At 44.2% G+C, this 24,805-nt stretch carries 34 protein-coding genes and 5 pseudogenes; 1 reads left to right on the plus strand and 38 read right to left on the minus strand.

Going from position 1 to position 24,805, the window contains the following annotated elements:
* Positions 1 to 24 precede the first annotated feature (24 nt).
* From JCM17471_RS16595 to JCM17471_RS08875, 16 genes and pseudogenes are all read right to left on the minus strand, one after another.
* Positions 25 to 474, minus strand: a complete 450-nt coding sequence (locus JCM17471_RS16595; RefSeq protein WP_238059667.1) for a hypothetical protein — start codon at positions 472 to 474, stop codon at positions 25 to 27.
* On the minus strand, positions 461 to 706 hold the full coding sequence (locus tag JCM17471_RS15365; protein ID WP_225354235.1) for a DUF4391 domain-containing protein: 246 nt from the start codon (positions 704 to 706) through the stop codon (positions 461 to 463). The genes JCM17471_RS16595 and JCM17471_RS15365 overlap by 14 nt, the downstream gene beginning before the upstream one ends.
* A gap of 131 nt (positions 707 to 837) precedes the next feature.
* Positions 838 to 1,203: a DUF4391 domain-containing protein gene (locus JCM17471_RS15370; protein WP_225354236.1), complete on the minus strand. Its 366-nt coding sequence runs from the start codon at positions 1,201 to 1,203 to the stop codon at positions 838 to 840.
* A 22-nt stretch (positions 1,204 to 1,225) separates the two neighbouring features.
* The gene (locus JCM17471_RS15375) at positions 1,226 to 3,250 is read right to left on the minus strand and encodes a C-terminal helicase domain-containing protein (RefSeq protein WP_225354237.1); all 2,025 of its coding nucleotides are present in this window, start codon (positions 3,248 to 3,250) and stop codon (positions 1,226 to 1,228) included.
* A gap of 29 nt (positions 3,251 to 3,279) precedes the next feature.
* On the minus strand, positions 3,280 to 4,164 hold the full coding sequence (locus tag JCM17471_RS15380) for an SNF2-related protein (RefSeq protein WP_225354238.1): 885 nt from the start codon (positions 4,162 to 4,164) through the stop codon (positions 3,280 to 3,282).
* Positions 4,161 to 4,481: a phospholipase D-like domain-containing protein gene (locus JCM17471_RS15385; RefSeq protein WP_225354239.1), complete on the minus strand. Its 321-nt coding sequence runs from the start codon at positions 4,479 to 4,481 to the stop codon at positions 4,161 to 4,163. Before JCM17471_RS15385 ends, JCM17471_RS15380 begins: the two co-directional genes overlap by 4 nt.
* 754 nt (positions 4,482 to 5,235) lie before the next feature.
* Positions 5,236 to 5,517 carry a hypothetical protein gene (locus JCM17471_RS08835; protein ID WP_054777582.1) on the minus strand — a complete coding sequence of 94 codons (282 nt, stop codon included), beginning with the start codon at positions 5,515 to 5,517 and terminating at the stop codon, positions 5,236 to 5,238.
* Positions 5,514 to 5,891, minus strand: coding sequence for a DUF4435 domain-containing protein (locus JCM17471_RS08840; RefSeq protein ID WP_054777583.1), 378 nt, complete (start codon positions 5,889 to 5,891; stop codon positions 5,514 to 5,516). The genes JCM17471_RS08835 and JCM17471_RS08840 overlap by 4 nt, the downstream gene beginning before the upstream one ends.
* Before the next feature lie 260 nt (positions 5,892 to 6,151).
* Positions 6,152 to 7,057: a P-loop NTPase family protein gene (locus JCM17471_RS08845; protein WP_054777584.1), complete on the minus strand. Its 906-nt coding sequence runs from the start codon at positions 7,055 to 7,057 to the stop codon at positions 6,152 to 6,154.
* A 340-nt stretch (positions 7,058 to 7,397) separates the two neighbouring features.
* Positions 7,398 to 7,789: pseudogene (rpsI, locus tag JCM17471_RS08850) on the minus strand (30S ribosomal protein S9).
* A gap of 13 nt (positions 7,790 to 7,802) precedes the next feature.
* Positions 7,803 to 8,249: a 50S ribosomal protein L13 gene (rplM, locus tag JCM17471_RS08855; protein ID WP_054777586.1), complete on the minus strand. Its 447-nt coding sequence runs from the start codon at positions 8,247 to 8,249 to the stop codon at positions 7,803 to 7,805.
* 109 nt (positions 8,250 to 8,358) lie between these two features.
* Positions 8,359 to 9,142 (minus strand): annotated as a pseudogene (gene truA, locus JCM17471_RS08860) (tRNA pseudouridine(38-40) synthase TruA).
* Between the two features lie 134 nt (positions 9,143 to 9,276).
* On the minus strand, positions 9,277 to 10,026 hold the full coding sequence (locus JCM17471_RS08865) for an energy-coupling factor transporter transmembrane component T family protein (RefSeq protein WP_054777587.1): 750 nt from the start codon (positions 10,024 to 10,026) through the stop codon (positions 9,277 to 9,279).
* Between the two features lie 36 nt (positions 10,027 to 10,062).
* On the minus strand, positions 10,063 to 10,929 hold the full coding sequence (locus JCM17471_RS08870) for an energy-coupling factor ABC transporter ATP-binding protein (protein ID WP_054777588.1): 867 nt from the start codon (positions 10,927 to 10,929) through the stop codon (positions 10,063 to 10,065).
* A complete protein-coding gene (locus JCM17471_RS16600; RefSeq protein WP_369395849.1) occupies positions 10,905 to 11,210 on the minus strand; it encodes an energy-coupling factor ABC transporter ATP-binding protein in 306 nt (101 codons plus the stop codon). The genes JCM17471_RS08870 and JCM17471_RS16600 overlap by 25 nt, the downstream gene beginning before the upstream one ends.
* An 87-nt stretch (positions 11,211 to 11,297) precedes the next feature.
* Positions 11,298 to 11,851: pseudogene (locus tag JCM17471_RS08875) on the minus strand (ATP-binding cassette domain-containing protein); the annotation flags it as partial.
* 63 nt (positions 11,852 to 11,914) lie between these two features.
* Here JCM17471_RS08875 and JCM17471_RS08880 point away from each other — a divergent pair.
* Positions 11,915 to 12,682 carry an acetoin reductase gene (locus JCM17471_RS08880; RefSeq protein WP_054777589.1) on the plus strand — a complete coding sequence of 256 codons (768 nt, stop codon included), beginning with the start codon at positions 11,915 to 11,917 and terminating at the stop codon, positions 12,680 to 12,682.
* A 59-nt stretch (positions 12,683 to 12,741) separates the two neighbouring features.
* Here JCM17471_RS08880 and JCM17471_RS08885 read toward each other — a convergent pair whose 3' ends face one another.
* The 22 genes and pseudogenes from JCM17471_RS08885 to rplX all read right to left on the minus strand — a co-directional run bounded on the left by JCM17471_RS08885 (position 12,742) and on the right by rplX (position 24,782).
* Positions 12,742 to 13,440 carry an SLAP domain-containing protein gene (locus tag JCM17471_RS08885; protein ID WP_054777590.1) on the minus strand — a complete coding sequence of 233 codons (699 nt, stop codon included), beginning with the start codon at positions 13,438 to 13,440 and terminating at the stop codon, positions 12,742 to 12,744.
* Complete coding sequence (locus JCM17471_RS08890; protein ID WP_054777591.1) at positions 13,437 to 14,465, minus strand: leucine-rich repeat domain-containing protein; 1,029 nt, start codon at positions 14,463 to 14,465, stop codon at positions 13,437 to 13,439. Before JCM17471_RS08890 ends, JCM17471_RS08885 begins: the two co-directional genes overlap by 4 nt.
* A gap of 137 nt (positions 14,466 to 14,602) precedes the next feature.
* The gene (locus JCM17471_RS08895; protein WP_054777592.1) at positions 14,603 to 14,860 is read right to left on the minus strand and encodes a GlsB/YeaQ/YmgE family stress response membrane protein; all 258 of its coding nucleotides are present in this window, start codon (positions 14,858 to 14,860) and stop codon (positions 14,603 to 14,605) included.
* Between the two features lie 125 nt (positions 14,861 to 14,985).
* Entirely contained in the window at positions 14,986 to 15,213 is a 228-nt protein-coding gene (locus tag JCM17471_RS08900; protein WP_054777593.1) for a hypothetical protein, read from the minus strand.
* Entirely contained in the window at positions 15,210 to 16,082 is an 873-nt protein-coding gene (locus JCM17471_RS08905) for a hypothetical protein (RefSeq protein ID WP_054777594.1), read from the minus strand. Before JCM17471_RS08905 ends, JCM17471_RS08900 begins: the two co-directional genes overlap by 4 nt.
* A 289-nt stretch (positions 16,083 to 16,371) precedes the next feature.
* Positions 16,372 to 16,751, minus strand: a pseudogene (gene rplQ, locus JCM17471_RS08910) (50S ribosomal protein L17).
* Between the two features lie 21 nt (positions 16,752 to 16,772).
* Positions 16,773 to 17,710 (minus strand): annotated as a pseudogene (locus tag JCM17471_RS08915) (DNA-directed RNA polymerase subunit alpha).
* A 73-nt stretch (positions 17,711 to 17,783) separates the two neighbouring features.
* The gene (gene rpsK / locus JCM17471_RS08920) at positions 17,784 to 18,173 is read right to left on the minus strand and encodes a 30S ribosomal protein S11 (protein WP_054777595.1); all 390 of its coding nucleotides are present in this window, start codon (positions 18,171 to 18,173) and stop codon (positions 17,784 to 17,786) included.
* An 18-nt stretch (positions 18,174 to 18,191) separates the two neighbouring features.
* Positions 18,192 to 18,557, minus strand: coding sequence for a 30S ribosomal protein S13 (rpsM, locus tag JCM17471_RS08925; RefSeq protein WP_054777596.1), 366 nt, complete (start codon positions 18,555 to 18,557; stop codon positions 18,192 to 18,194).
* 31 nt (positions 18,558 to 18,588) lie between these two features.
* Positions 18,589 to 18,705 carry a 50S ribosomal protein L36 gene (gene rpmJ / locus JCM17471_RS13495; protein WP_003567518.1) on the minus strand — a complete coding sequence of 39 codons (117 nt, stop codon included), beginning with the start codon at positions 18,703 to 18,705 and terminating at the stop codon, positions 18,589 to 18,591.
* 26 nt (positions 18,706 to 18,731) lie between these two features.
* The gene (infA, locus tag JCM17471_RS08930; protein WP_054777597.1) at positions 18,732 to 18,950 is read right to left on the minus strand and encodes a translation initiation factor IF-1; all 219 of its coding nucleotides are present in this window, start codon (positions 18,948 to 18,950) and stop codon (positions 18,732 to 18,734) included.
* A gap of 147 nt (positions 18,951 to 19,097) precedes the next feature.
* Positions 19,098 to 19,754, minus strand: coding sequence for an adenylate kinase (locus tag JCM17471_RS08935; protein ID WP_054777598.1), 657 nt, complete (start codon positions 19,752 to 19,754; stop codon positions 19,098 to 19,100).
* 30 nt (positions 19,755 to 19,784) lie between these two features.
* The gene (secY, locus tag JCM17471_RS08940; protein WP_054777599.1) at positions 19,785 to 21,098 is read right to left on the minus strand and encodes a preprotein translocase subunit SecY; all 1,314 of its coding nucleotides are present in this window, start codon (positions 21,096 to 21,098) and stop codon (positions 19,785 to 19,787) included.
* A complete protein-coding gene (gene rplO / locus JCM17471_RS08945; RefSeq protein WP_054777600.1) occupies positions 21,098 to 21,538 on the minus strand; it encodes a 50S ribosomal protein L15 in 441 nt (146 codons plus the stop codon). Before rplO ends, secY begins: the two co-directional genes overlap by 1 nt.
* 33 nt (positions 21,539 to 21,571) lie before the next feature.
* Positions 21,572 to 21,757, minus strand: a complete 186-nt coding sequence (gene rpmD, locus JCM17471_RS08950) for a 50S ribosomal protein L30 (protein ID WP_054777601.1) — start codon at positions 21,755 to 21,757, stop codon at positions 21,572 to 21,574.
* Positions 21,758 to 21,774: 17 nt separating this feature from the next.
* Positions 21,775 to 22,284, minus strand: a complete 510-nt coding sequence (gene rpsE / locus JCM17471_RS08955; protein WP_054777602.1) for a 30S ribosomal protein S5 — start codon at positions 22,282 to 22,284, stop codon at positions 21,775 to 21,777.
* A gap of 22 nt (positions 22,285 to 22,306) precedes the next feature.
* Positions 22,307 to 22,666 (minus strand): 50S ribosomal protein L18, encoded by a 360-nt coding sequence (gene rplR, locus JCM17471_RS08960; RefSeq protein WP_082395276.1) that lies wholly within the window; start codon positions 22,664 to 22,666, stop codon positions 22,307 to 22,309.
* A gap of 47 nt (positions 22,667 to 22,713) precedes the next feature.
* Positions 22,714 to 23,244, minus strand: coding sequence for a 50S ribosomal protein L6 (gene rplF / locus JCM17471_RS08965; RefSeq protein WP_054777604.1), 531 nt, complete (start codon positions 23,242 to 23,244; stop codon positions 22,714 to 22,716).
* 30 nt (positions 23,245 to 23,274) lie between these two features.
* Positions 23,275 to 23,673 (minus strand): 30S ribosomal protein S8, encoded by a 399-nt coding sequence (rpsH, locus tag JCM17471_RS08970; RefSeq protein ID WP_054777605.1) that lies wholly within the window; start codon positions 23,671 to 23,673, stop codon positions 23,275 to 23,277.
* A 31-nt stretch (positions 23,674 to 23,704) separates the two neighbouring features.
* Positions 23,705 to 23,890 carry a type Z 30S ribosomal protein S14 gene (locus JCM17471_RS13500; RefSeq protein WP_082395277.1) on the minus strand — a complete coding sequence of 62 codons (186 nt, stop codon included), beginning with the start codon at positions 23,888 to 23,890 and terminating at the stop codon, positions 23,705 to 23,707.
* 14 nt (positions 23,891 to 23,904) lie between these two features.
* The gene (rplE, locus tag JCM17471_RS08975; RefSeq protein WP_054777606.1) at positions 23,905 to 24,447 is read right to left on the minus strand and encodes a 50S ribosomal protein L5; all 543 of its coding nucleotides are present in this window, start codon (positions 24,445 to 24,447) and stop codon (positions 23,905 to 23,907) included.
* 23 nt (positions 24,448 to 24,470) lie between these two features.
* Entirely contained in the window at positions 24,471 to 24,782 is a 312-nt protein-coding gene (gene rplX / locus JCM17471_RS08980) for a 50S ribosomal protein L24 (RefSeq protein WP_054777607.1), read from the minus strand.
* Positions 24,783 to 24,805 lie beyond the last annotated feature (23 nt).

Genomic DNA, 24,805 nt, shown 5'->3' on the forward strand with positions numbered 1-24,805 from the left:
TTATTGCCTTCAGCGTTAACTTGGCTAGTTTGTTCCAAATAATTTTTCCAGAGAGCTCCTGAAGCTATCCTTATAGACAAAGTCCTTCCCTGTGTTATATGGCGGATCAATATAAATCAGCTTTACCTTATTAGCATAGGACTTTTGTAATACCTTCAACACCTCAAGATTGTCGCCCTCAATATATAAATTCTTCGTAGTATCCCAATTCTTTGACTTCTGCTTGTTTGGTTTCAAAGTTGCTGTCGTCGGCTGTTGCGCCAACTTCACGGCTTGTTTCTTTCCGTTCCAAGTAAAACTGTACCGCTCGGGAGAATCATCTACCGCATCCCCTAGAAACAGGCGCAATTTATCAAAGTCAATCTTGCCTTCTGTCATAACTTCTGGAAACAGCCGGCTTAATTGCTCGATATTATCTCTAGTGATATCTTCTGACTCACCATCCATAGGTTTTATGTCTTTATTTTCGCTCATCGTTACCTCTCCCGGTTTTCTTAAGTACACTTTGAAGCTCATCTTTTCGTTTTTTTAATTCCATCTGCATTTCTATTTTACGATTAAGCTGCCGCTCACCTTTGATTTTCTTTCTCAATGTTTCAATTCGTTTGCTTAATTCATCCAATCGGTCTTTCTCATATGTTGTGACCGTTTCAGCTCGTACTCCGAATTGGACAGCGGTTAATTGTTGAGTGATTTCGCTCTGCAACCCATCATATAGCGTTTTAGTGAACTTCTAGGAAGTTTGGACACCGCCAAATTTTCTAAAATTTTGGGTGCTCTTTCGACGCTGTAACTTGGAGATGGATAGATTCTAATCAATTTTAAAAAATCTGTTGACTACCGGACAGAACGTCCCGTATACAGCCTAAATTCATCCTGAAATTCAGTAAGTACGACAATAGGATATGGGATTATCTTAGAAAGCAATCGATAGATTTTTTCTGATTTTTCATTTTCTTTAGTTTTAACATAATAAAACCAAACTTCGCTGTACAGCTCCTCATCAGATTGAAACGCCGGAATATTCGTATTTTCAGGTTTGAAATCGGCTAACATATAAATGCTTTGCACAGCGTCTGTCAGCAGCTTTTTATCCTTCGCATCTCTAATATGTGGAAATACCTGAGTCTTTGGTAAATTTTTGTTAATGACTGTCGCAGCTGGAAACTGCCACCACCTTACAATGTCTTTCGTATCCATCATGACTCCTATCTCATTGCTAGACCTACCTGATAATTAGAAAAGAAATCAGTTCTATATCTTCAAGATCATCAACTAATTCTGTTTGGACACTCGTTCCTCCCGGTGAAAACATTGAAGCAATACCAACCTCGTCCCGCTTCCCTCTTATTGCTTCAATGGCGGATGAAAGAAGCTCCGAATAGGAGGACATATCTTTACCACCGTCTGTCTGCCGATAGAAGTCATCCACTAACGGTTGATTGATATCTTTGTGACCCAGACTAAGTTTCTTGAAATAATCTAGCACTTGCTTGGCATACATATAGTTCAATTTAACACTGCCGTCCGAACGCATATAAATCACGATGTAGGGCAGAATACCATTTTCTTTACCAATATCCTCTGTTGCTTGTTTCAAAACTAAGATAACGCCAGGTTCTGCTTCAGGCAGTTCTCTTGAAGATGCAACAGCGAACATTCCTAAAGGCGCTTCATTTAGATCTTTTTCACGATCTTTGAGGGCATTTTGCAGATCGGCCTTAAAATCATTAAACGTCATATCTGTAATAGAAATTGTCCCACTAACGTCTTCCAAATCAATGACTTCATTTTGTAATTGCTGTAACTGTTGCTTTCGGTACTTAAGATCGTTCATCTCGCGATTCTCTTGAATGTTAAGTAAATCATCTTCACCTGTCGCTGCAGTATTTAACATAACCATTCGGCCCTTGACACGCTGCTCCAAATTTAAGTAGGTGTCCAAGTCAACATTCGGCCAAAAATTAACCAGTTGAATTCTAGCGTTGCGTGATCCAATTCGATCTATCCGGCCAAAACGCTGGATTACTCTAACAGGGTTCCAATGAATATCGTAGTTCACCAAGTAATCAGCATCTTGCAAATTTTGGCCTTCAGAAATGGTATCAGTCGCAATCAACAAGTCAATTTCTTCAGTCGCATCAGGATTAATCTGATCTCTTCCTTTAGAAATAGGAGAAAAATTAGTCAAGATATCATTCATATCGCTCACATTCACGCCTGGCATTGTCGACTGATTCGATTTAGCCCCTCCCGTTATTAACGCCGAATTAAGGCCGTGCCGCGCTTTAACAATTGAGGCCAAGTGCTCATATAGATAATTTGCAGTATCTGCAAATGCTGTAAAGATGATAACTTTCTTATTATTGCCGTTAATTGGGTGTCCATATTTGGCCCTTAGAAGTTTCTTTAAATCAAGTAGTTTTGCATCTTTATTAGCTGTCACCTTAGCAGAAGCATCTTTTAGCCATTCTAAAACTTCAAGATCTTCTTCAAGGTCCTGTGACCATCTAATTAGATCCATATCGCCAATAAGAATCTTTGTCTTTTTTCCGACAGACGAGTCTTCAAATGCCGAATCCAGTTCTTCATCATCGAAATCAGAAATACTTTTAAAACGTGAATTATCAATGTTTCTTGACTTTGCTTTTTGTAAAATCGATTTGCTTTCATCAACCATCCGTTCAATGGTTAACCCAAAAGAGTAAATCGAACTTTCTAATCGCTTAAATAGGTTAGCCTGAATCAGCTTGGCAAGCGCTTGTTCCCGATCAGCTTGTTTAAAAGCAGACTTTCCTCCCTGAACCTTTGTATCATAGAGATCCTCATAATATTTCCGCTTTGCTGGTAAAACATACTGTAATGGCTGATACATTGCCATCGTTAAGCCACCAACCTTGTCATACACATCTTGGAGTGGCGGAAACTTACCAGTTGCATCAATATCAGATTTTACAGTGATTGGCTTTAGGCGTTCCGGAAAGTCGCCCAAAGAATCCGTATCATAGTATTTCTCAATATGTTTTCGGCTTCGGGCAATTGTTAACATATCTAGAAGCTTGAAATATCCTGGGTTCACACTATCAAGAAATTTTTGAGTTGTTCGCTCATTTTCTTCTAGTTCCATCCAATCGTTGAAAGATTTCTGAGCGAGTCTTAATTCCGTATCAATATCTTTAATCCCGTAATCTGCTAATGCAGTCGTATCACCTTCAGTAATGAACCCAATCTGATTCTTCAGATCTTTCATTCGGTTGTTTACAGGCGTAGCAGATAGCATCAATACCTTTGTTCGGCGACCTGCTTGATAATATCATCCATCAAGCGTTCATAACGGGTCTTCGTCTCGCGATTGACATTCGTATCATTGTTTCTAAAATTGTGGGATTCATCAATGACGACCAAATCAAAATCTGACCATAAAAAAGTGTCGAGCTTAATTTCTCCACTCATGCCTCGATACCGGCTCAAGTCAGTGTGATTTAGTACCGTGTAATTAAAATAATCATCATTAAGGATATTTCTCTTGTCAGGGGTCGTATAGACTGTCCAATTATCTCGTAATCTTTTGGGGGCCAGTACTAAAACTCTTTTACGTTGCAATTCATAGTACTTAATGACGGCTAATGCCGAAAAAGTTTTCCCTAGTCCGACTGAATCGGCAAGAATCGCCCCATTGTACTTTTCGAGTTTCCGGATTAACCCCATCACGCCATCTTTCTGAAATTGATACAGTTTATTCCAGATTACTGAATCCTTAAAACCTGAACCGTCAGGGGCGATATCTTGCTCATCAAGTTCTTCTAACTTATCGTGGAAAATGTGGTACAGAGAAACAAAATAAATCCATTCAGGAGAGTTTTCTTGATATATGGTTCTAACTTTTTCAAGGACCTTCTCCGTCGCATCCTTGGATTTCTTTGGATCACTCCAAACCTGATCAAAATCCGCCTTTAGTAACTTTAAGTGATCTTCTGCGCCAATAATGCCTGTCATTGAAGAGACATTATTAGATTCCGTAATTCCCAGCCCATCAGAAGTGAATTTGAACATGGACGGCACAATTATGTTCTTCTCTGGTTCTTTATTATTCTCAACTAGCAACTCATCTAATGCATTCTGATTAGAGTTCAATTGATGAATTTTAACTTTTTCGGTAATCAACTTGGCAATCTCCCGAGCGATAAAAGCGGTGTCCATTTTATTGCGAAGTTTGATTTCATAGTGATTCCCCGAAATGTCCTCTTCGCTTTGGGCAATTTCGTATCGTTTAAGAAAACCAGTCTCTTCCCTCTCAAAAATGACTTTGTAAGAATAACACGCAATTCTTTGGACCGTTTCAATTCCTTCTGTAAAGCGTTAAATGCAAAAATTGAGAATGCTGCTGTCTGAATACTGATCTTTGAATCAGATGTCACATTCTCCTTGATTAATTGTTCAAGTGTGTTTGTCCCTTTGTTATCGATAAGCTTTAAATCCACAATATTCCTCCAGAATCCCCATCGACTCATTTCAGTCTTATTTCATAAGATGCTATCACTTCAAAAGAAGTAAAATCGTAATCTTATCCTTAAAAAGTGTAGCATATGGATGCCCATTTGAGGGAGATAGTTTTTGAAACTCGAGCCTCAGAAAAAAGTCTCATCGATGTATCGCTGGCACCAAGCAAATCCAGTTCGAGCTGTGCGAACATCAGCCAGATTCTATTCACTTTACCCTGCCTCCCGGCGATCATCACACGGCTCTACCACGGGCAACTGTGCTTGGTCTATTTTGTGACAGATTAATCGATATGTCGAGAGCGAAATCAGTCATTGACTTTCTCATGTCATGCTTCATGTTGAGACTAAAAGAGACCTGAATCGCATGTACGGCACCTCGCGGAATTTTATTTATTTCGTCAGATCACCTTAATTCCAACAAATCGAGCAAATTCAAATCGTAAAACGTAGGGACTGACTCATTGACCTCATATAGTCTAAAAACTGGTAATTTTTCAGATTTGCTGATGCTAGTTTCACTGCAATTAAAATAATGTAGAATAAATCATCATCAACTATCTCTTAAACCATTGCCTTGCTCTACCAGTATCTACTCTCTACTTCTATCGGAGTATCTCAGTAACAGGCATGTTACTTAAGGTTCACAAAGAATGCCATTACTGGAAGAAGCGGTTTGACTCTGCAGCTGTCTCTTTTAAGGACGGAACGTGATTGAAGTCTAATATTTCCTCCCTCAAATTTTTTGCAAAGTAGCCGAAATGGCTATTCGATCGATTGCGAACTGAGCATATCCTTTCATAATTTTCACATCCGCAATCTCTGAGAACAGGATTTGCTTCAAAGTTGATATCTTTAATGCTTTTTCATAAGAGTCCGTTGTTAAGGCCGAAGTTACGTCTTCTGTTACCCGTTTTATAATTTCGGACGTTTTGATTGCGCCAGGAATCTCATCAACCTCAGCCGTTAACGAGGTCAAATTTTTAGCATTTTTTGAGTGGATAAAGCTTTGTCTCAATTTGTTATCGACCGTCTTTTTGTTAGGTCATAGATGATGCTCTCTTTCTCGTCAGAGATTTTACGCAGAACAGCTTCTTTTACTACCTTCAATTTGTTATCAATCTCATTTTTATCTGTTTTACTTTCCAAGACATTTCTGACTACGTACTGCGATAAAAGTAACATTTCAATTTCATTGTAGGGCAAAACAAAAACCGCTATCGAATTAAGTTTCTCTCTTTCAGCCTCTGTGAGCGCATCACCGTCAACTATTCCAAATGCTCTTGTGTCATTAAATACAGCCGACTGATTTATGGCTTTTGTGTAAGTCACTACATTATCATGGGAATCTACGGGAAGCACTGTGAAATCAGAAAATACATTTGAATACACTTGATAATCTCGGCTGTTTTTTTGCCTTCGCAGACAGAATGTCTCGTGTACTGCCCACTAATTCCGTTATCAACGATTCGGGTAGTGAATCATTCGAGTCCACGCGCACAAGTTCTATCGTTGTCGGCGGTAGGAAACTCTTACACCAAAAGAGGCTGATATTTCTCCGGGCGGCAATGAAATCGATCGTATGAGAAGCAAAGATGAATTGACAATCAGGGCGCGCCTTAATTAACTCATCCCAGAGGCGGTTGTAGGAGTCAGGATTTAAAAAAAGTTTCTGGTTCATCTATCACAATATAACTTTCTTCTTTAGCCATAATCACATTGCCAATATAAAACAAGATGCTCTTCTCACCATCGCTCAACTCATTTATTGAATATTCTTTATAGTTCTTTACAGGAATTGGTTTTCTGTCATCGGGATCTTCTATAAATTTGATATCAGGGATAATCTTGGTCCAGATTTCTACAACTTTATCCCACTTAGAAGGCTGTCTGTCTTTAACATCTTTCTGTCTTTCCTCGGTTGATTGCCTGGCCAAGTCCTTTATTAAAGCTGTCAAAAGCAAGGTGAAGGGTTTAACCAGTTTATCAACCTGTATACCATCCTGTTTAAAGTCTAAATTCACAGACTTCTGATTTTCCTCTAAATAACTTTTCACATTGACATCGTTTCTCCTATAGAGATTACTCTCGAAGAAGAGCACTTTTTGCGCGGGCAAAACAACAAGATTAGAAAGACCTGAGTTTGTTAATTGGTTTACAAAAGTAGATTTTCCACTACCGTTTCGACCAACTATCACGATATTTTTCTTTTCCTCTGAAATTGATTCTAGAACTGACAAATTTTGTGCTCCTAAAACCAATCCCGGCAATAAAGATTCATAATATCCTGGATCGACATTTGGCTCTAGAATTGGTAACTGTTCAAAATATTGCTCCAAAAGGGATCGGAAAGATGGAGAAAGATTTCTGCCCTCTTGCCTGTTAATTAACTTATCAATCAGGATGCTGGCTTTGTCAGTCTGTTCGAGAACTCTTTGCCTTCTTTCCTTTCTATCAATCGGGTTTAGGCCCTTATTGTCTGCCATTGCCTCCCAATTTTGAATAACGTTGTGAAGATAATTGCTAATTTTTTCTAGCGTTGTCTCATTTACTTCCACCTTTATTTCCCCCTATAAAATGAATATTGCTTTTGCAGGATGAACCAGAATTTGTCGAATTTTTTGATAATCACCCATCTGAGTTGAGATTATAATCTATAAATAAAAGAGTATCCTGTTTCTACAGAGTACATGACTAACTAACACTACTGATTCAATTACGGAAGCCCGCAACGAGCCTCAAATTAATATTCTCCCATCTTGAAAAAATAGAGTTAATTTTATTCGATTATACTCCGAAATCTATTTAAAAAGGACCTAAGCAACGCTTATATACAAAAACCCCTGCGGACACATTGTCCACAGGGGTTTTCCTGTATCCCAAATTGTAATCTCTCGATTAACGCTTTGAGAATTGTGAAGCTTTACGGGCCTTCTTGAGACCTGGCTTCTTACGTTCCTTCATACGTGGGTCACGTGTTAACATGCCCGCACGCTTCAAAGGACCGCGGAAGTCTGGATCAACAGTTAAGAGTGCACGCGCAATCCCATGACGAGCTGCACCTGATTGACCAGAGAAGCCACCGCCAACAACGTTAACTAAACGTCGTAGCTATCAGTAGTTTCTGTGATACCGAATGGTTGAACCATATCAGTAATCAAGTTTTCGTATGGAAGGTATTCGCGAACATCCTTACCATTCATAGTAATTTTACCGGTACCAGGGACTAAACGTACCCGAGCAACGGAGTTTTTGCGACGACCAGTGCCGCTATAAGAGACTTGTGCCACAGTGGTATCCTCCTTAGATTAAGTTGGTAATGTCGAGTACTTCTGGGTTTTGTGCAGCATGTGGGTGATCAGCGCCCGCATAGACATGCAGCTTTAAGAATTGTTGGTGACCAAGAGTGTTCTTGGTAGGCAACATCTTCTTAACAGAGTATTCAACCAAGCGAGCTGGGTTGTCCCGTAAGAGATCGCCAGCTACTTCATGCTTCAAACCACCTGGATGTTGGCTGTGACGGTAGTAAATCTTGTCTGTGGCCTTTTTACCAGTTAACTTGAGTTTGCCAGCGTTGATGACGATAACATTGTCACCGGTATCAACGTTTGGTGTGAAGGTAGGCTTGTTTTTACCGCGTAAAATAGAAGCAACGACGGAAGATAAACGACCTAAGGCGATATCTGTTGCGTCGATGACATACCACTTACGTTCGATTTCGTTTGGCTTTGCCATGAAAGTTGTACGCACGATTTGTTTCCTCCAATAATCTGTGTTTGTTTGACACTCAATAAGTTTCCGGGGCCTATCGTGGGGCAAACAATACCAGCTACTAATGTATCAAGTTTTCAGCTCAATGTCAATGCGATTTGCGTGTTTCCTTCGCGATTTCATCGAGGGATGGATAATAAACTTCCTTAAGATACAGTCCGGATGCCGGTGCGGTCCCACGCGCTTGTTGTCGGTCTTTGACTTCAAAGAGCCGCAAAAATCGTGTTGATCACGGCGCCCATTGCCGATTTCGAGTGCTGTCGCGACTAGAATCCGCACCATGTTATACAAAAACCATTGCCGTAGAACTCAAATGTGAGTTCATTGTTCGCTTGGTCTTCCGTCACGGTGGCCTCGTAAATGGTGCGCACCTTATCCACAATCACCCCACCGCTTGCGGCAAAACTGGTGAAATCGTGCGTACCTTCGAGATCTTTGAGCGCGATTTTGATTTTATCCACATCCAATGGGTAGGGATAGTGCCCTGTGTACAACCGCTTAAATGGGTCCGTGTAACGGCCGCGTGCAACCTTGTACATGTATCGCTTACCTACCGCTGAATACCGCGCATGGAACGCCTCAGGGACAATCTCGGCGTTCAAGATCTCAATGTCCAGTGGCATCAGACTGTTCAGCGCACGCAACATGCTCGGCGCCGGAATCATGCCAGGATAATCAAAACTGATTACCTGCCCCAGCGCATGTACGCCAGAATCGGTCCGTCCAGAGCCATCCACATGTACATGTGTCCCCTTGGTCATCTTCGTCAGTGCCTTTTCCAACACGCCCTGAACCGTGCGCTGCTTGGGCTGCACCTGATAACCCGCAAAATTCGTGCCATCATAGGCGAGTGTCACTCTATAAGTTGTCATGGTGTTTCCTTTCAATTGCTTTATCCACAGTGGCTTGGCTATGCACAGGTGCATAACTCTTATTACCGCAGTTATCCACTTGTGTCCCGTAGCCACATAAAAAGGTGCAACCTGCGTCGCACCTTTTTCTTTGATTATCGACGCAGGATCACCAGTAATACGGTCAAAACGACCATGGCGCCGCCTGCGAGCCAATCGGCATTATGATAGTGTAGCACACGATACTTGGTCCGGCCATCGCCACCTTGATAACCACGCGATTCCATCGCTGTGGCTAAGTCATCCGCCGTCGAGAAACTGCTGACGAACAGTGGAATCAACAGGGGCACAACGGCCTTCATCTGTTGAAAAATATTCCCGGTCCCAAAATCGACCCCACGCGCACGTTGCGCATTCATAATCTTGCTGGTTTGATCCATCAAGGTTGGCACGAAGCGTAAGGCGATTTGGAGCACCAGCGCGAGTTCGGTAACGGGCACTTTGATCAGGCGCAGTGGTTTCAACAGGGATTCCACCGCATCCGCCAGTGATAATGGCTGGGTCGTCAGTGTCAGCAGGGTTGAGACGAAGATGATCAATACAAAGCGCATGAAGATGTATGCCCCGTTGATCAATCCTTGTTGCGTAATCCACAACCAGCCCCAATGCCAGTAGACCGTCCCACCGCGGGCAAACAGCACCTGCAGTGCCACTGTGAACAGAATCAGCCAGAGCAGTGGCCGCACACCGCGTAAGAAGAAGCCCATTTTGATTTTGGACGCCCAGATCATGACCATCGTGGCTAAGAACATCACCAGATAGGTCTGCCAGTTGTTGGCCAGGAAAATAATCCCGATGTAATAGAAGCTGGCCATCAGCTTGGTCCGTGGATCCAACCGGTGAATCCACGAATCTCCTGGTAGGTAACGTCCGAGTAAAAGTTATTCACGCGACGCACCTCCTAGTTGTGGCACCAATTGATCAGCGAGTTCCGCTTCCGTTAATGGCATGGGATCGAACACGAAGCCGCGACGCTTCAAGCGATTGGCCATGCGCGTCGTGGTTGGCACACCCAATTGCTTCTCGTTCAACCAATCCTCATCACTGAAGATTTCACGTGGACTACCGCTCTTGACCAGGTGTCCAGCTTCCATCACCAGCACATGATCGGCGTAATCCGCCACATCATCCATTTGGTGAGTCACCAGCACAATCGTGAGGCCCTGTTCCTTGTGCAGCTGATCAAACATGCGCATCATTTCTTGGCGCCCAGCGGGATCAAGCCCGGCTGTGGGTTCATCTAAGACCAAGACTTCCGGTTGCATCGCGAGCACGCCGGCAATCGCCACGCGCCGCATCTGCCCACCGGAGAGATCAAAGGGCGACTTCTCCAACACGTCATCGGGTAAGCCCACCAGTTTGACCATCTGTTCGGCGAGCTTGGCCGCATCTTCTTCGCTCACACCAAAGTTCTTAGGCCCAAAGGCGATATCCTTGGCGACAGTTTGTTCAAATAATTGATTTTCAGCGAATTGAAACACCATGCCGACCTTTTGGCGCAAAGGTTTCAGGTTCTTATTGCTGGTTTCATTGGTGATTTTGAAGTCGCCAATCGTCACTGTGCCCTTGGTGGGCTTCAGCAACGCGTTCAAGTGTTGCAAGATTGTGGATTTACCACTACCGGTGTGTCCGATAATTGCGGTGTAACTGCCATCATGAATGGTGGCCGTGACGTCTTTGATCCCGTCACCCGCAAACGGTGTCCCCGCTTGATACGTGAAATCTACATGGTCGAATGTAATGTCCACAGGTAATCCACCAACCTCTCGTCATCCATATAGTCTTTAGGTAATGTCACACCGCGCTCAGCTAGTGCCGTCTTTAGCTTCTCAGGATACGGCACATCGAGTCCTAGCGCGATTAATTCGGAACCGTAAGCAAAAATCTCAGCGGGCGTGCCAACTTGCTTGATCTGCCCATCGTTCAGCAAGATCACACGATTGGCCGCCGCTGCTTCGTCGATATCATGTGTGATCGACAACACGGTTAAGTTCAATTCATCTTTGAGCTGGTGAATCGTTGCGAGCACCTCAGCCCGTCCAGCGGGATCGAGCATCGATGTCGATTCATCCAAAATAATGATGTCTGGGCGTTGCGCGATAATACCGGCAATCGCCACCCGCTGCTTCTGCCCACCGGACAGACGTGAGGTTCACGATCACTGAACGCCGTCATCTTGACCCGTTCCAGTGCCGCGTCAACGCGTTGAATCATTTCGTCGCGGGGGACCCCGTGATTCTCCAGACCAAAGGCGACATCATCCGCCACCGTTGCCCCGACAAACTGATTGTCAGGATTCTGGAACACGATACCGACCTTTTGGCGAATCTGCCAGACGGTCTCTTCAGACAGCGTCATTCCGGCCACAACCACTTCACCAGATTCAGGTGCCAGTAAGCCATTGATGTTCTTGGCCAGTGTACTCTTACCGCTCCCATTGTGACCAATGATTGCGACCCACTCGCCCTTTTGAACCTCAAAACTGACATCCTTCAAGGCGAACGCTTCGGCATCGGCGTAACGATAATTCAAATGTGAAATTTTAATGGCGTTCTCCACAAAGGTCACCCCTTCTATTCCGTTTGCATAACGCAATAATGATACCATAAACGCTACCCAAAATGGATAGATTTGCTGGAAATAACAGCGTTTACCCTCCGCGAGTGACATCGCTTCCTTTTTCACAACTGGCGTGTTAGTCTAACTTCGAATTACAATTTGGAGGGGATAATCATGGCACAAACAGCAATTGTGACAGGCTCAGGACAAGGCATTGGTAAGGGGATTGCACTACAACTGGCAAAGGATGGCTTCAACATTGTTGTGGCTGATCTCAACGAAATCACAGCCGCAGACACCGTCAAAGAAGTCGAGGCACTCGGCGTCAAAGCATTGGCTGTTGTGACCAATGTTGCGGACGAAACCAGTGTCAAGAATCTGATTGCGGCCGCTAATGAGCACTTTGGAAGCGTCGATGTCTTGGTGAATAATGCCGGTATTGCCCAAGTGGGTACCATCGAAGAAGAAAGCGCAGAAGACTTCGACAAAATTTTCCAGATCAACGTCAATAGTGTGTTCTATGGTATTAAGGCTGCGGCCCCTGTCATGCGGGCACAAGGACACGGCAAGATTATCAATGCCAGCTCGATTGCAGGTCATACTGGGATGGAACTACTCGGACCTTACTCCGCAACCAAGTTTGCGATTCGCGGCTTAACACAGGCTGCCGCGCAGGAACTCGCTAAAGACCACATCACCGTCAATGGCTATGCGCCCGGCATCGTGTTGACGCCAATGTGGGATCTGATTGACAAGCGCATGTCGGAGATTCACAACGTTCCCATTGGTGATTCCCTCAAGCAATACATGAGCGGCATCGCATTGGGTCGCGGTGAACAACCACAAGACATCGCCAACATGGTCTCCTTCTTAGCCAGCGACAAGTCTGACTACATCACCGGCCAAACCTATATCGTTGATGGCGGAATGCTGTACAACTAAAAATAATCATAAAAAAGACGACACCCAGAATCAATCAGGTGTCGTCTTTTTCGCGTAAATTATTGGCTGAAACGACCATATTCAGCAGCTACCCACTGATGATGGCCACCAAGAGAATAATAAACACGACCATTAAGTTGCTTCTTAGCAAAGACCTTCCATCGTGTTCCTGCCTTCAAGAAGCGATTAGTCGCTTTCCCATAATTATCCCATAGAACTGTGCTCCAGGTTGGGTAACCAGGTACTCTGACCGTGAAGATACCATTCAGACGAGTTACACTTTCGCCTTCTGGTGGCTGAACAACCTGTCCGCTATCATCGCGGATTAACACATCATCCGCTTTGATCCATTGATTACCACCAAGATTGTACGCCAATGTATTTCCTTTGACCTGTCTCACCCCAAATACACGCCACTTACTTCCGATTTTTAATGTGCGGTTGGTTGCTTGTGTTGTTTCGGCATTGCGGTAGATCCGAGTTTCATCCATCACCTCGGCTGTGCCGGACATTTCCTTGATTTCAGGGGTCGGCGTTTCGGTTGAACCTCCGGGATTATTGCCAGATGGTGGTGTCTCAGGTTCGGAGGGAGAGTCGGATTTGAGTTGCAGATATTCAACTGCAGCATTTATCCACTGGGCCTGTTGATTCACCGCTGCTTCATATTCCGCCAAATTTTCTAGAATATCGATTCCCTTCGTGAGTTCTCTTTCGACCTTACTTACACTCTCATTTGTATATTTATCTTTATCTTTCAATTTTTCCTGAGCTTTTTTACTGCCGCTTCAAGCGCAGAATAATCGAAGTGACCAGCATAAGTTTGTGAAAAATAAAACCGTCCTAACATATTACCACTTATTCTATCAAAAACATTAACAGATGCGTGGATAGATTTTACTTCGGAGCTAATTATGAACTCCTTATTAATATTGTCGAACTCTATATCATCGAACGTTTCTATTTTATATCTAACATCCAAATTAGGAGTGAACTTTATTACATCCACAACAGGTAGCCTGACCTCTTCTCTTTTTGTATTAATTGGTAAAAGTTTTCCACACGAAAAGGCTTCCTGACCACTCCAAATATCAAAAGTATCTAACCGAAAATTTTCAATGTTTCTCAAAGGATTTTCATTAAAAGCAGCAGATTCAAAAATTTCCAAAGATAAGGGAAGGTTGATTTCTTCGATTTTATTTGATAAAAAGGCGCAACTCTTAATTTCTCGAACTTGACTAGGTAGATTTAGCTGGGTAATTTCATTATTGGCAAAAGAATAACTTCCAATTACATTTAATGCCGTGGGTAGAACTACTTTGTTTAGTTTGTTCCCAGAAAAAGCATTTGACTCAATCTGTATAATCGAATCGGGTAGTTTAATGGTCAGTAATCTATTTTCCTGAAAAGCCCCAGATCCAATATTATCCAGAACATTATTATCTTCAAAATCCACTTGAGTCAGTCCACGACGAGAAAAAGCTTCTGACCCAATTCGCCTTACAGGAATCTCTGCCATTGCACCGTCCTCTGAAGACACTTTGGCAGGAATGGTTAATTGCTTTTCTGGAAAAATGATATCCGGCGAGAATCCCGTTAAAGTTGCCTCACCATTTTCAACAGTAAATGTAAACTTGCCTGAATCATATACCGGTGAAAGTTGTTGAATCGCCGCATTAACAGTTTGCGGCTGACTATATGATTGAATGCCCACAGAAACACCACTCAAGACAGCTATAACTAAAACCGACTTCAGTCCTGTACCCCAAAACTTCACACGCTTCATCCTGATTCCCCCTAAGCTTTATTTGTAATCCTTCACTTACTAATTTCAGCTTAACAGGATGATTTTTGCACGTGCAATTAGAACGCAGTAATAAAAAAGACTATTCAAAATTGAATAGTCTCTCTATCAAATTATTCTTACTTGCGTGTCTTCGTTGTGCCCATAATGGCTGAAACAATCAATACAAGAATAATAGCACCGATTAACGCAGGGAAAATTGCGAGATCAGCCATGTGTGGGCCCCAGTCGCCCAGCAGACGCGTCCCAAGCCATGCCCCGACTAAACCAGCCAAGATATTACCGACCCAGCCAAATGGCATGTTACGGCCGACAATCATTTGCCCGATAGCACCGATTACAGCACCGACAATAAGTAACCAAATAAAATGTAACATATTACTTTCCTCCTTTTGTGTGGCGTATATCTAGCATATCGCATTCAATATGGTGAATGCACATTTCCGGCTCAAGACACAAAAACACCTTCCGCATCACTGACAGAAGGTGTGCTTGAGTTCATTTACTTAACAGCGACAGCGTATTTCGCTTGAATCCATTGATTACCGCCTAAGTTGTACCAACTGATCACGCCATCGATTGTTCGGTAAAGCGATACACGCCATGTGGTGCCATGCTTCAATGACTTTGATGTCATCGTTGCCTTGTTGGATGGTGTGTTGCTGGTCGTTGTCTTTTTGTGGTTGTGAACGTCCGCAAACCGTAACCATTGGTCGCCACCGATATTCAACCATTCATTGGACGCCGCTTTGGTTGACCAACTGCTCCCCTTCGGTAAGACACGGGATGTTGCCACAAATTATTATTCACAGTACTGTAGACATGCGCACCACCATTGCGTGTAACAGTAGAAACAGGATAGAAACTAACGAAAGAACCCAAGACGGCCGAACCGTCAAACAGTTTATAGTTACGCAACTTCAACCAGGTGTTTTTCCCTGCATTCAACCAATTGTTGCCATTATCACTACTCAACATTTGTGTGATGCGCCACTTGGTACCTTTGACCAGCTTCTGACTCGTAGCAGTGATATTTTCATTTTTATCCATCGTATAAACTTGGCCGTCAGCCGCACTTGGAATCGTATAGGTGACCTTGGCGAGCTGATTATTCAGATACCCGCTTTCCGTACCCAACTGTGGATCGCGCGCTGGCATTTCAGGATGCTTATACCCAGGAGTGAAATATTGCATCATCGAGACATCTTGAAATAATTTTCCGTGATAGGTGGTATTGGGCCCAAATAAATAAATCCGCATTGGGTTGCCACCAAATGTTGTGTATCCTGCAAACTTAGGCGCATTGACCAGCGCAACATTGGGACTATCGGGAACAGCCTTCACATTCTTGATGGTGACATCTTTCGTCACGCCATTGAAGTTTAATCTTGCAACAATAGTACGTGTTACCATTAAGCTAGGATCATTAAAAGTTGCTGTATGTTCTGTATCCGCTCGTACGACATTCCCATCTTGTGCAACCGTATTAATAACGCTACCTGTTCCCAATAATGCGAGTGCAGCGATAGTAGTGAGCAATAATTGCTTACCAGATTTAAAGACTTGTTTCTGACAATTAAATGTCCTGAATCGCGCCATAACAATCATGCTGGACCGTATAAAAGTCCTATTCGTTTTTATTCTTCAATAAACAAAAACAGGTCACCGACAATCAATGTCGGTGACCTGTTCATCATGCAGTATGTAAAAAATCATTTAATGATGGAGACACCAGGTTGCCCTGATTCTCGCAAGCTAGACTAAGCCAGTGAGTTTAACGTCACCGCGAAAGATCGTACCTCAGGAATGAGATAGCCATCATCGTAACGCTCCATCGATCAAATGATCAAAGTGAATTCACCACGAGGGCGAACTCGGTTTTATTTAGTTAGACAAGTTCAATGATAACCATTGGTGCGCCATCGCCGCGACGAGGTGCTGTCTTCATAATCCGTGTGTACCCACCATTACGATCGGCATACCGTGGTGCAACATCGCTAAAAGCTTTTGCAGAACGGATTGAACAACAACACTATCGCCATCTTCGCGAATGTCAGCAACTTCATTACGAACGAATGCAGCTGCTTGACGACGTGCGTGAAGATCGCCGCGCTTACCCAATGAGATCATCTTTTCTGCAGTCTTGCGAATTTCTTTTGCACGAGCTTCAGTAGTGATGATACGTTCATTGATGAATAAGTCGCTGGTTAAATCACGTAACATTGCCTTACGTTGAGAGCTTGTACGCCCTAATTTACGGTAACCCATGAGTTGGCCTCCTTTGCTGTTTTAGTCTTCGTTACGTAAACCTAAGCCCAAGTCAGATAACTTGTTCTTCACTTCTTCAAGTGATTTACGGCCTAAGTTACGCACTTTCATCATATCGGCTTCTGTTTTGTTGGTTAACTCTTGAACTGTGTTGATGCCAGCACGCTTCAAGCAGTTGTAAGAACGAACAGACAAGTCGAGCTCTTCGATAGTCATCTCAAGCATCTTTTCCTTGTGTGTTTCTTCCTTTTCAACCATGATTTCAGCGTTCTTAGCTTCATCGGTCAAGTTCACGAAGATATCCAAGTGTTCTGTCAGAATCTTCGCTGCCAAACTGATTGCCTCGCGTGGATTGATTGAGCCATTGGTCCAAACATCCAACGTCAACTTATCAAAGTCGTTTCGCCGACCAACACGGGTGCTTTCAACTTGGTAGTTAACCCGACTAATTGGGGTGAAAATCGAGTCGATTGGTAAGACGCCAATTGGCATGTCATCAACTTTATTTTGATCAGCTGCCACATACCCGCGACCTTTTTAATCGTCATTCGGACGTGGAAGTGACCACCTTCAGCAACAGTACAGATATATTGCTCAGGATTTAGTACCTCAACATCGCCATCAGCGACGATATCAGCAGCTGTCACAGTTGCAGGACCTTGGACATCAATTTCGACAGTCTTATCATCATCAGTCAGTAGCTTCAATGCTAACTTCTTAATGTTAAGAATAATTTGTGTAACGTCTTCTAGCACGCCATCGACAGTAGTGAACTCATGAAGCACACCGTCGATTTGGATGCTACTTACGGCAGCACCGGGCAGAGAAGATAACAAAATCCGTCGTAATGAATTCCCAAGCGTTGTCCCATAACCACGTTCGAGCGGCTCAACAACGAACTTACCATAGTTCGTGCCTTCGTCAACTTTGGTGATGTTTGGCTTTTCAAATTCGATCATCTAGTTTGTACCCCTTTCAAAACGAGAAGTGAAGTTTTGTCTACCCGGCCGCCAAGCAGTCGTAGGGTAACAATTAAACACGACGACGCTTTGGAGGACGAGAACCGTTATGTGGCACAGGTGTCACATCGCGGATCGCTGTCACTTCAAGACCAGTTGCTTGGAGTGAACGAATAGCTGCTTCACGGCCAGGACCAGGGCCCTTAACCGCAACTTCAACAGACTTCATGCCATGTTCCATGGATTCCTTAGCAGCAGCTTCAGCAGCCATTTGTGCAGCAAATGGTGTTGACTTACGGCTACCCTTGAAACCCAATGTCCCAGCAGAAGACCAAGAAATTGCATTCCCGCGAGGGTCTGTGATCATCACTAACGTATTATTGAATGTTGAGTGGATGTGCGCAACGCCGGATTCGATATGCTTACGAACACGACGCTTACGACTTGTCTTACGAGTTGCCATCGATTATACCTCCTTTAATTATTTTTTCTTACCAGCAATGGTAGTCTTCTTACCCTTACGTGTACGAGCGTTGTTCTTGGTATTTTGACCACGAACAGGCAAGCCACGACGGTGACGGATACCACGGTAAGAACCGATTTCTTGAAGACGCTTGATGTTCAAGCTAACTTCCCGACGCAAGTCACCTTCAACACGGTAGTTGTCGACAGCTGCACGGATCTTATCTTCTTGATCTGGAGTTAAATCTTCTTGGTGGATCGTTTCATCAACGCCAGCTTCGGCGAGGATTTTCTTTGCCGTCGTCTTACCAATACCAAAGATATAGGTTAAAGCGATGACGATTTGCTTACCACGGGGTAAATCTACACCTGCGATACGAGCCATTTCACAAACACCTCCTATTTAATATTTAATCTTAACCCTGGCGTTGCTTATGCTTAGGGTTTGCTGAACAAATGATCATAACCCGACCTTTACGGCGGACAACTTTACAATGTTCACACATCTTTTTAACAGATGGACGTACTTTCATGTTTTATAGCCTCCTCAGGTTGGCAACTACTTGAAACGGTAAGTGATTCGACCCTTTGTCAGATCGTATGGTGACAACTCAACAGTCACCCGATCCCCTGGTAAAATCTTGATGTAGTGCATCCGGATTTTGCCAGAGACATGGGCCAGAATTGTTGCCCCATTTTCAAGTTCGACTTTAAACATCGCATTGGGTAATGTATCCACTACGGTGCCTTGAATTTCAATTACATCGTCTTTTGCCACGTAAAATATTCCTCCTAAAATTCTGGATCAATGCAGATCGCGCGAAAAGGGTGAGCACACTGGTACTCACCGCACATACCGCGCTATTGTACCATAAATATTCGGCTTTGAAAATAGCCGTGAGGACGGTGCAAAAGACGAGGTCATCTACTTTGCAACGGTAGCCAGAATCTTTTGAATCTCGGCGAATACATCATCAATGGCTTGATCGCCATCAACTTCGAACAACAGGTTCCGTTGCTTGTAGAAATCAAGCAATGGTGTGTTCATTTCGATATTCACTTTCAAACGATTCTTTACGGTTTCTGGCTTGTCGTCTTCACGTTGGAAGAACTCATGACCGCCGCAACGGTCGCAAGTGCCGGCAACCTTTGGGGGATTGTATAGCTTATGATACGTTGCCCCACAGGTCTTACAGATAAACCGCCCAGACAGGCGATCAACCAAGATTTGCGGTTCAACAGCGATGTTGATGACCGCATCCAAAGGCTTGTTCAAATCAGCAGTGATTTGGTCAAGCGCTTCAGCTTGTTGGATGGTCCGGGGAAAACCGTCAAGCATGTAGCCCTGATCAGTGTCAGGTTCGCCTAAACGGTCTTTTACGATCCCATTGGTGACTTCATCAGGGACCAATTGGCCCTGATCAATATACCGCTTTGCTTCCAGACCGAGCTCAGTTCCGGCAGCCATAGCCGCGCGGAACATGTCGCCCGTACTGATATGAGCAATTGGGTAGGCGTCAACAATGCGCTCTGCCTGAGTCCCTTTACCTGCACCGGGAAGTCCCATTAAGATGAGATTCACGTTGCATCCTCCTCATTTATAACAACTGTCCTAGTCTTTAACCAAATCGCCCTGAATGAAGCCGACATATTCGCGCTTCATCAGTAACCCGTCTAACTGGCGAACCAATTCGATGGCTGTCATAACGACAATCAACAGACTGGTACCACCAAGACCGATGGATTGTGGCAAGCCCCAAATATTAGCAGCCAGTTGTGGGAGTAATGCGATCACCCCGAGGAAAATTGCCCCGACAGTGGATAAACGCATCAGCACACCTGAGAGATACTTTTCAGTACCCTTACCCGGCCAAACACCTGGAATGTAGCTTCCCTGCTTGGTTAAGTTTTCTGCGACCTTTTCTGGATTTACTTGCACGAATGCGTAGAAGAAGGTAAACAGAACAATCAAAATTGTATAAATCGCAGTTCCGGCTGGCTTTTGCAGATTGAAAATATTATTCAAGGTGATGAACCAACCGTCATCAGCGTGCGTTGCCTGGAAGGCCATCAAGATGGTCTGAGGTGTCACGATGAATGAACTTGCGAAGATAACTGGGATAACCCCAGCCACATTAACTTTAAGTGGTAAGTAACTGTTAGAACCAGCACTCGTCACACGGCGCGTGTATTGAATCGGAATTTTCCGGTTCGCTTGTTGCACCCAAGTTACAAAGGTGACAACCGCAATCACGGCAACAGCGATAGCAATCAGGACTAAGACGCCCTTCCAGATATCGCCAGCTGGCACGTTAATGATGTTGTCACGAACTAATTCGTAAATCCCATTTGGCAGGCGAGCGATAATCCCGGCGAAGATGATCAAGGAAATCCCGTTCCCAAGACCCTTATCCGTTATCTGTTCACCCATCCAAGTGAGCAACATGGTCCCACCGGTCAGGATAATCCCGATCGTGATGTAGGTTTCCATATTTGGATTTTTAACCAATCCCAAACTGCTGAGCTGTTGGAACCCGGCAGTAATACCGAGTGCCTGGAAGAAGCCCAAAACGATGGTGAGGTAGCGTGTCCACTGGTTTAATTTCCGGCGACCAACTTCCCCTTGCTTACTCCATTCAACAAACTTAGGCAGAATGTCCATTTGCAACAGTTGCACAACAATCTGTGCCGTGATATAAGGTGAAACCCCCATGGAGAAAATCGAATAATTCGCAAGTCCCCCACCACTGACTGTGTCGAGCAACGGGATTAAACCTGTCTGACCAATCTCGGTCAATGCTTTCGCGTTGACACCTGGGACAGAAATTTGCGCGCCTAACCGATAAACCAGTAAAACGCCTAAGGTAAAGAGAATCTTATTACGAATTTCTTTAACCTTGAGCGCGTTTTTGAGGGTTGATAGCATTAAATCACCTCAATCGAACCGCCTGCAGCGACAACTGCTTCTTGAGCAGCAGCAGAAGCCTTGCTTACCTTAACAGAAAGCTTCTTTTCAAGCGAACCGTTGGCAAGTAACTTGATGCCATCACGTTCGTTCTTCACGAGACCTGATTCCACCAATAATGCAGGTGTTACTTCTGTACCGTCTTCGAAGCGGTTTAAGTCAGCAACGTTAACAACTGCAAAGACTTTACGGTTGATGTTGTTGAACCCACGCTTTGGCATACGACGGAATAATGGCATTTGGCCACCTTCAAAACCAAGACGAGTCTTACCACCCTGGCGAGCCAATTGACCCTTTTGCCCACGACCAGCAGTCTTACCTTGACCGCTAGAAGTACCGCGACCAAGACGCTTACGGGAGTGACGTGAACCAACACTAGGTTTCAATTCATGTAACTTCATTATTCAGGGCACCTCCTTGTTAGTTGATTATGATTAGTCCTTAATCTCTTCAACAGAAACTAAGTGTGAAATTTGGAAAATTGCACCACGAGTGGCTGCATTGTCAGGCTTAACAACAGAGCTGCTAATCCGACCAAGACCTAATTCCTTAACAATCTTACGTTGCTTAGGAAGACGGTGGGCAGCACTGCGGATCAAAGTAATCTTTAATTGAGCCATGTGTGTTCCCTCCTAAATTAGTCTTGTAATTGGGAAACAGAGATCCCACGAAGATCAGCAACTTGTTGAACAGTCTTGAGTTGAACCAAGCCGTCCATAGTTGCACGGATCATGTTGATCGCTGTGTTCCGACCGAGTGACTTACTTGTAACGTCGTTGATCCCAGCTAATTCCATAACGGAACGAACGGCGCCACCAGCAGCAACCCCAGAACCTTCAACAGCAGGCTTAAGTAAAACTTCACCTGCGCCAAAGTGACCAATAACTTCGTGAGGAATTGTTGTGCCGACAATAGGAACTTCGATTAAGTTCTTCTTGGCGTCTTCAACAGCCTTACGGATTGCTTCTGGGACTTCTTGAGCCTTACCGGTACCGAAGCCAACGTGACCATGCTTGTCACCAACGATTGCAATTGCTGCAAAACGAAGGCGGCGACCACCCTTAACAACTTTGGTAACACGGTTGATTGACACAACGCGGTCTTCTAAGTCCAATTGAGCTGGATCAATGTATGATGATGATGCCATGTGTAGGTTATCCTCCTTTGTATTAGAATTCGAGGCCATTTTCACGTGCAGCTTCAGCTAAAGCAGCAACGCGACCATGGTACAGATAACCACCACGGTCAAAGACCACAACTTTGTGACCATCAGCAACAGCGCGCTTGGCAACTAATTCACCAACAGCAGCAGCTGCTTCAGTCTTGTTTAAATCATCAGAAACTTCTTTATCAAGAGTGGAGGCACTTGCTAGCGTCACACCCGCTACGTCATCAATTAATTGCGCGTAGATGTTTTTGTTAGAACGGAAAATGTTCAAGCGTGGGCGCTCGCTCGTACCAGAGATCTTACCCCGGACGCGTGAGTGACGCCGCTGCCGAGTCTTGTTCTTATCTGGTTTTGAAATCACAATGTTCACCTCTTGTTTAAATTTGTAGTTAAGCGACGAGTAAGCGACTACTTACCAGTCTTACCTTCCTTACGACGAACTTGTTCGTCCGTGTAACGAATCCCTTTACCCTTATAAGGTTCTGGGGAGCGAACAGCACGGATTTCAGCAGCGAATTGTCCAACAGACTGCTTGCTGATCCCACTGATCAAAATGTTAGTGTTACTTGGCACTTCGATGGTAATGCCTTCTGGGGCATCCATTTCAACGGGGTGTGAGTAACCAACATTTAAAACTAACTTCTTACCTTGCAATTGAGCACGGTAACCAACCCCAACCAAGGTCAATGACTTTTGGTAACCTTCAGTTACACCAATGACCATGTTGTTCAAGTTAGCACGTGTTGTGCCGTGAATTGCCTTGTAAGAATCGTCTGGGCGAGTGAAACTAATTTCACTGCCTTCTTGATGCATTTCGATTTCAGGAACAAAGGTACGCGTTAATTCGCCCTTTGGACCCTTAACAGTGACATCATCACCATTGCGAGTAACTGTAACGCCTGCAGGGACGTTAATGACTTTATAACCGATACGACTCACTTATAGGCACCTCCTTTGTGATTAGTGATATTACCAAACGTAAGCGAGAACTTCGCCGCCGATGTTCTTAGCGCGTGCTTCTGAATCGGTGACAACACCTTCAGAAGTAGAGATAATAGCGATACCTAAGCCATTTAAGACCTTTGGCACGTCATTGCTCTTTACGTATGAGCGAAGACCAGGCTTGGAAATCCGCTTCAGGCCAGAGATAACACGTTCGTTATCCTTACCATACTTTAAGAAGACGCGGATCATGCCTTGCTTGTCATCTTCAATGACTTCGTAGTCACGGATGAACCCTTCACGCTTTAAAATTTCAGAAATGTCTTTCTTCATCTTGGAAGCAGGTACAAGTAGGGATTCGTGGCGAACCATGTTTGCGTTACGAACCCGGGTCAAGTAATCTGCGATTGGATCGGTCAGGACCATTGATTTAACCTCCTTTTAACTTGGTAGTGCTTTACCAGCTAGCTTTACGCATGCCTGGGATTTGACCGGCATGTGCTAATTCGCGAAGGCAAATCCGGCAAAGTTTGAATTTACGGTAAACAGAATGTGGACGACCACAACGTTGGCAGCGAGTATATTCTTGCACTGCGAACTTTGCTGGCCGCTCATTCTTAACGATGAGTGACTTCTTAGCCAAGCAGTGGACCTCCCTTATTTTGCGAAAGGCATCCCGACTTGCGAAAGCAATTCGAGAGCTTCTTCGTCAGTGTTTGCAGTAGTAACGATAACAACATCTAAACCACGAACGCGATTTACTTGATCGAAATCGATTTCTGGGAAGATGAGTTGTTCACGAACCCCTAATGTGTAGTTTCCGCGACCGTCGAAGGACTTAGCGGAAATACCATGGAAGTCACGAACACGTGGTAATGAAACGTTGATTAACTTATCTAAGAAGTCATACATACGTTCGCCACGCAATGTTACTTTGGCCCCGATAGGCATACCTTCACGAAGACGGAAGCCAGCGATGGACTTCTTAGCCTTGGTGATCAATGGTTGTTGACCGGAGATTAATGCGAGTTCTGCAACGGCTTCATCCAAGTTTTTGGCGTTTGTTGTTGCGTCACCAACACCCATGTTTAACACGATCTTTTCGATCTTAGGTGCTTGCATAGAACTCTTGTAGTTGAACTTGCTGATTAAAGCAGGTGCAATTTCTTTGGTATAGCGTTCTTGTAAACGATTAGCCATAAAAGCGTTGTCCTCCTTTCTTATTACTTGTCGATTGCGGCGCCAGACTTCTTAGCGATCCGCACTTTGTTGCCGTCTTTAACATCCTTGCTTACTCGAGTAGGCTTGTTGGATTCTGGATCTAACAACATCACGTTGGACACGTGAATTGGAGCTTCCATATCCATAATCCCGCCTTGAGGAGCTTGGGTTGATGGCTTTTGATGTTTCTTAATCATATTGGCACCTTCAACGATGACACGGTCTTCCTTAAGTAAAACCTTTGTCACAGTGCCTTCCTTGCCAGCGTCTTTACCACGCATGACCCGGACTTTGTCACCTTTTTTGATAAGCATGTCGCACCTCCTATATGGTCAGA

The organism is Lacticaseibacillus saniviri JCM 17471 = DSM 24301, from assembly GCF_001311785.1.
Classification (GTDB): Bacteria; Bacillota; Bacilli; order Lactobacillales; family Lactobacillaceae; genus Lacticaseibacillus; species Lacticaseibacillus saniviri.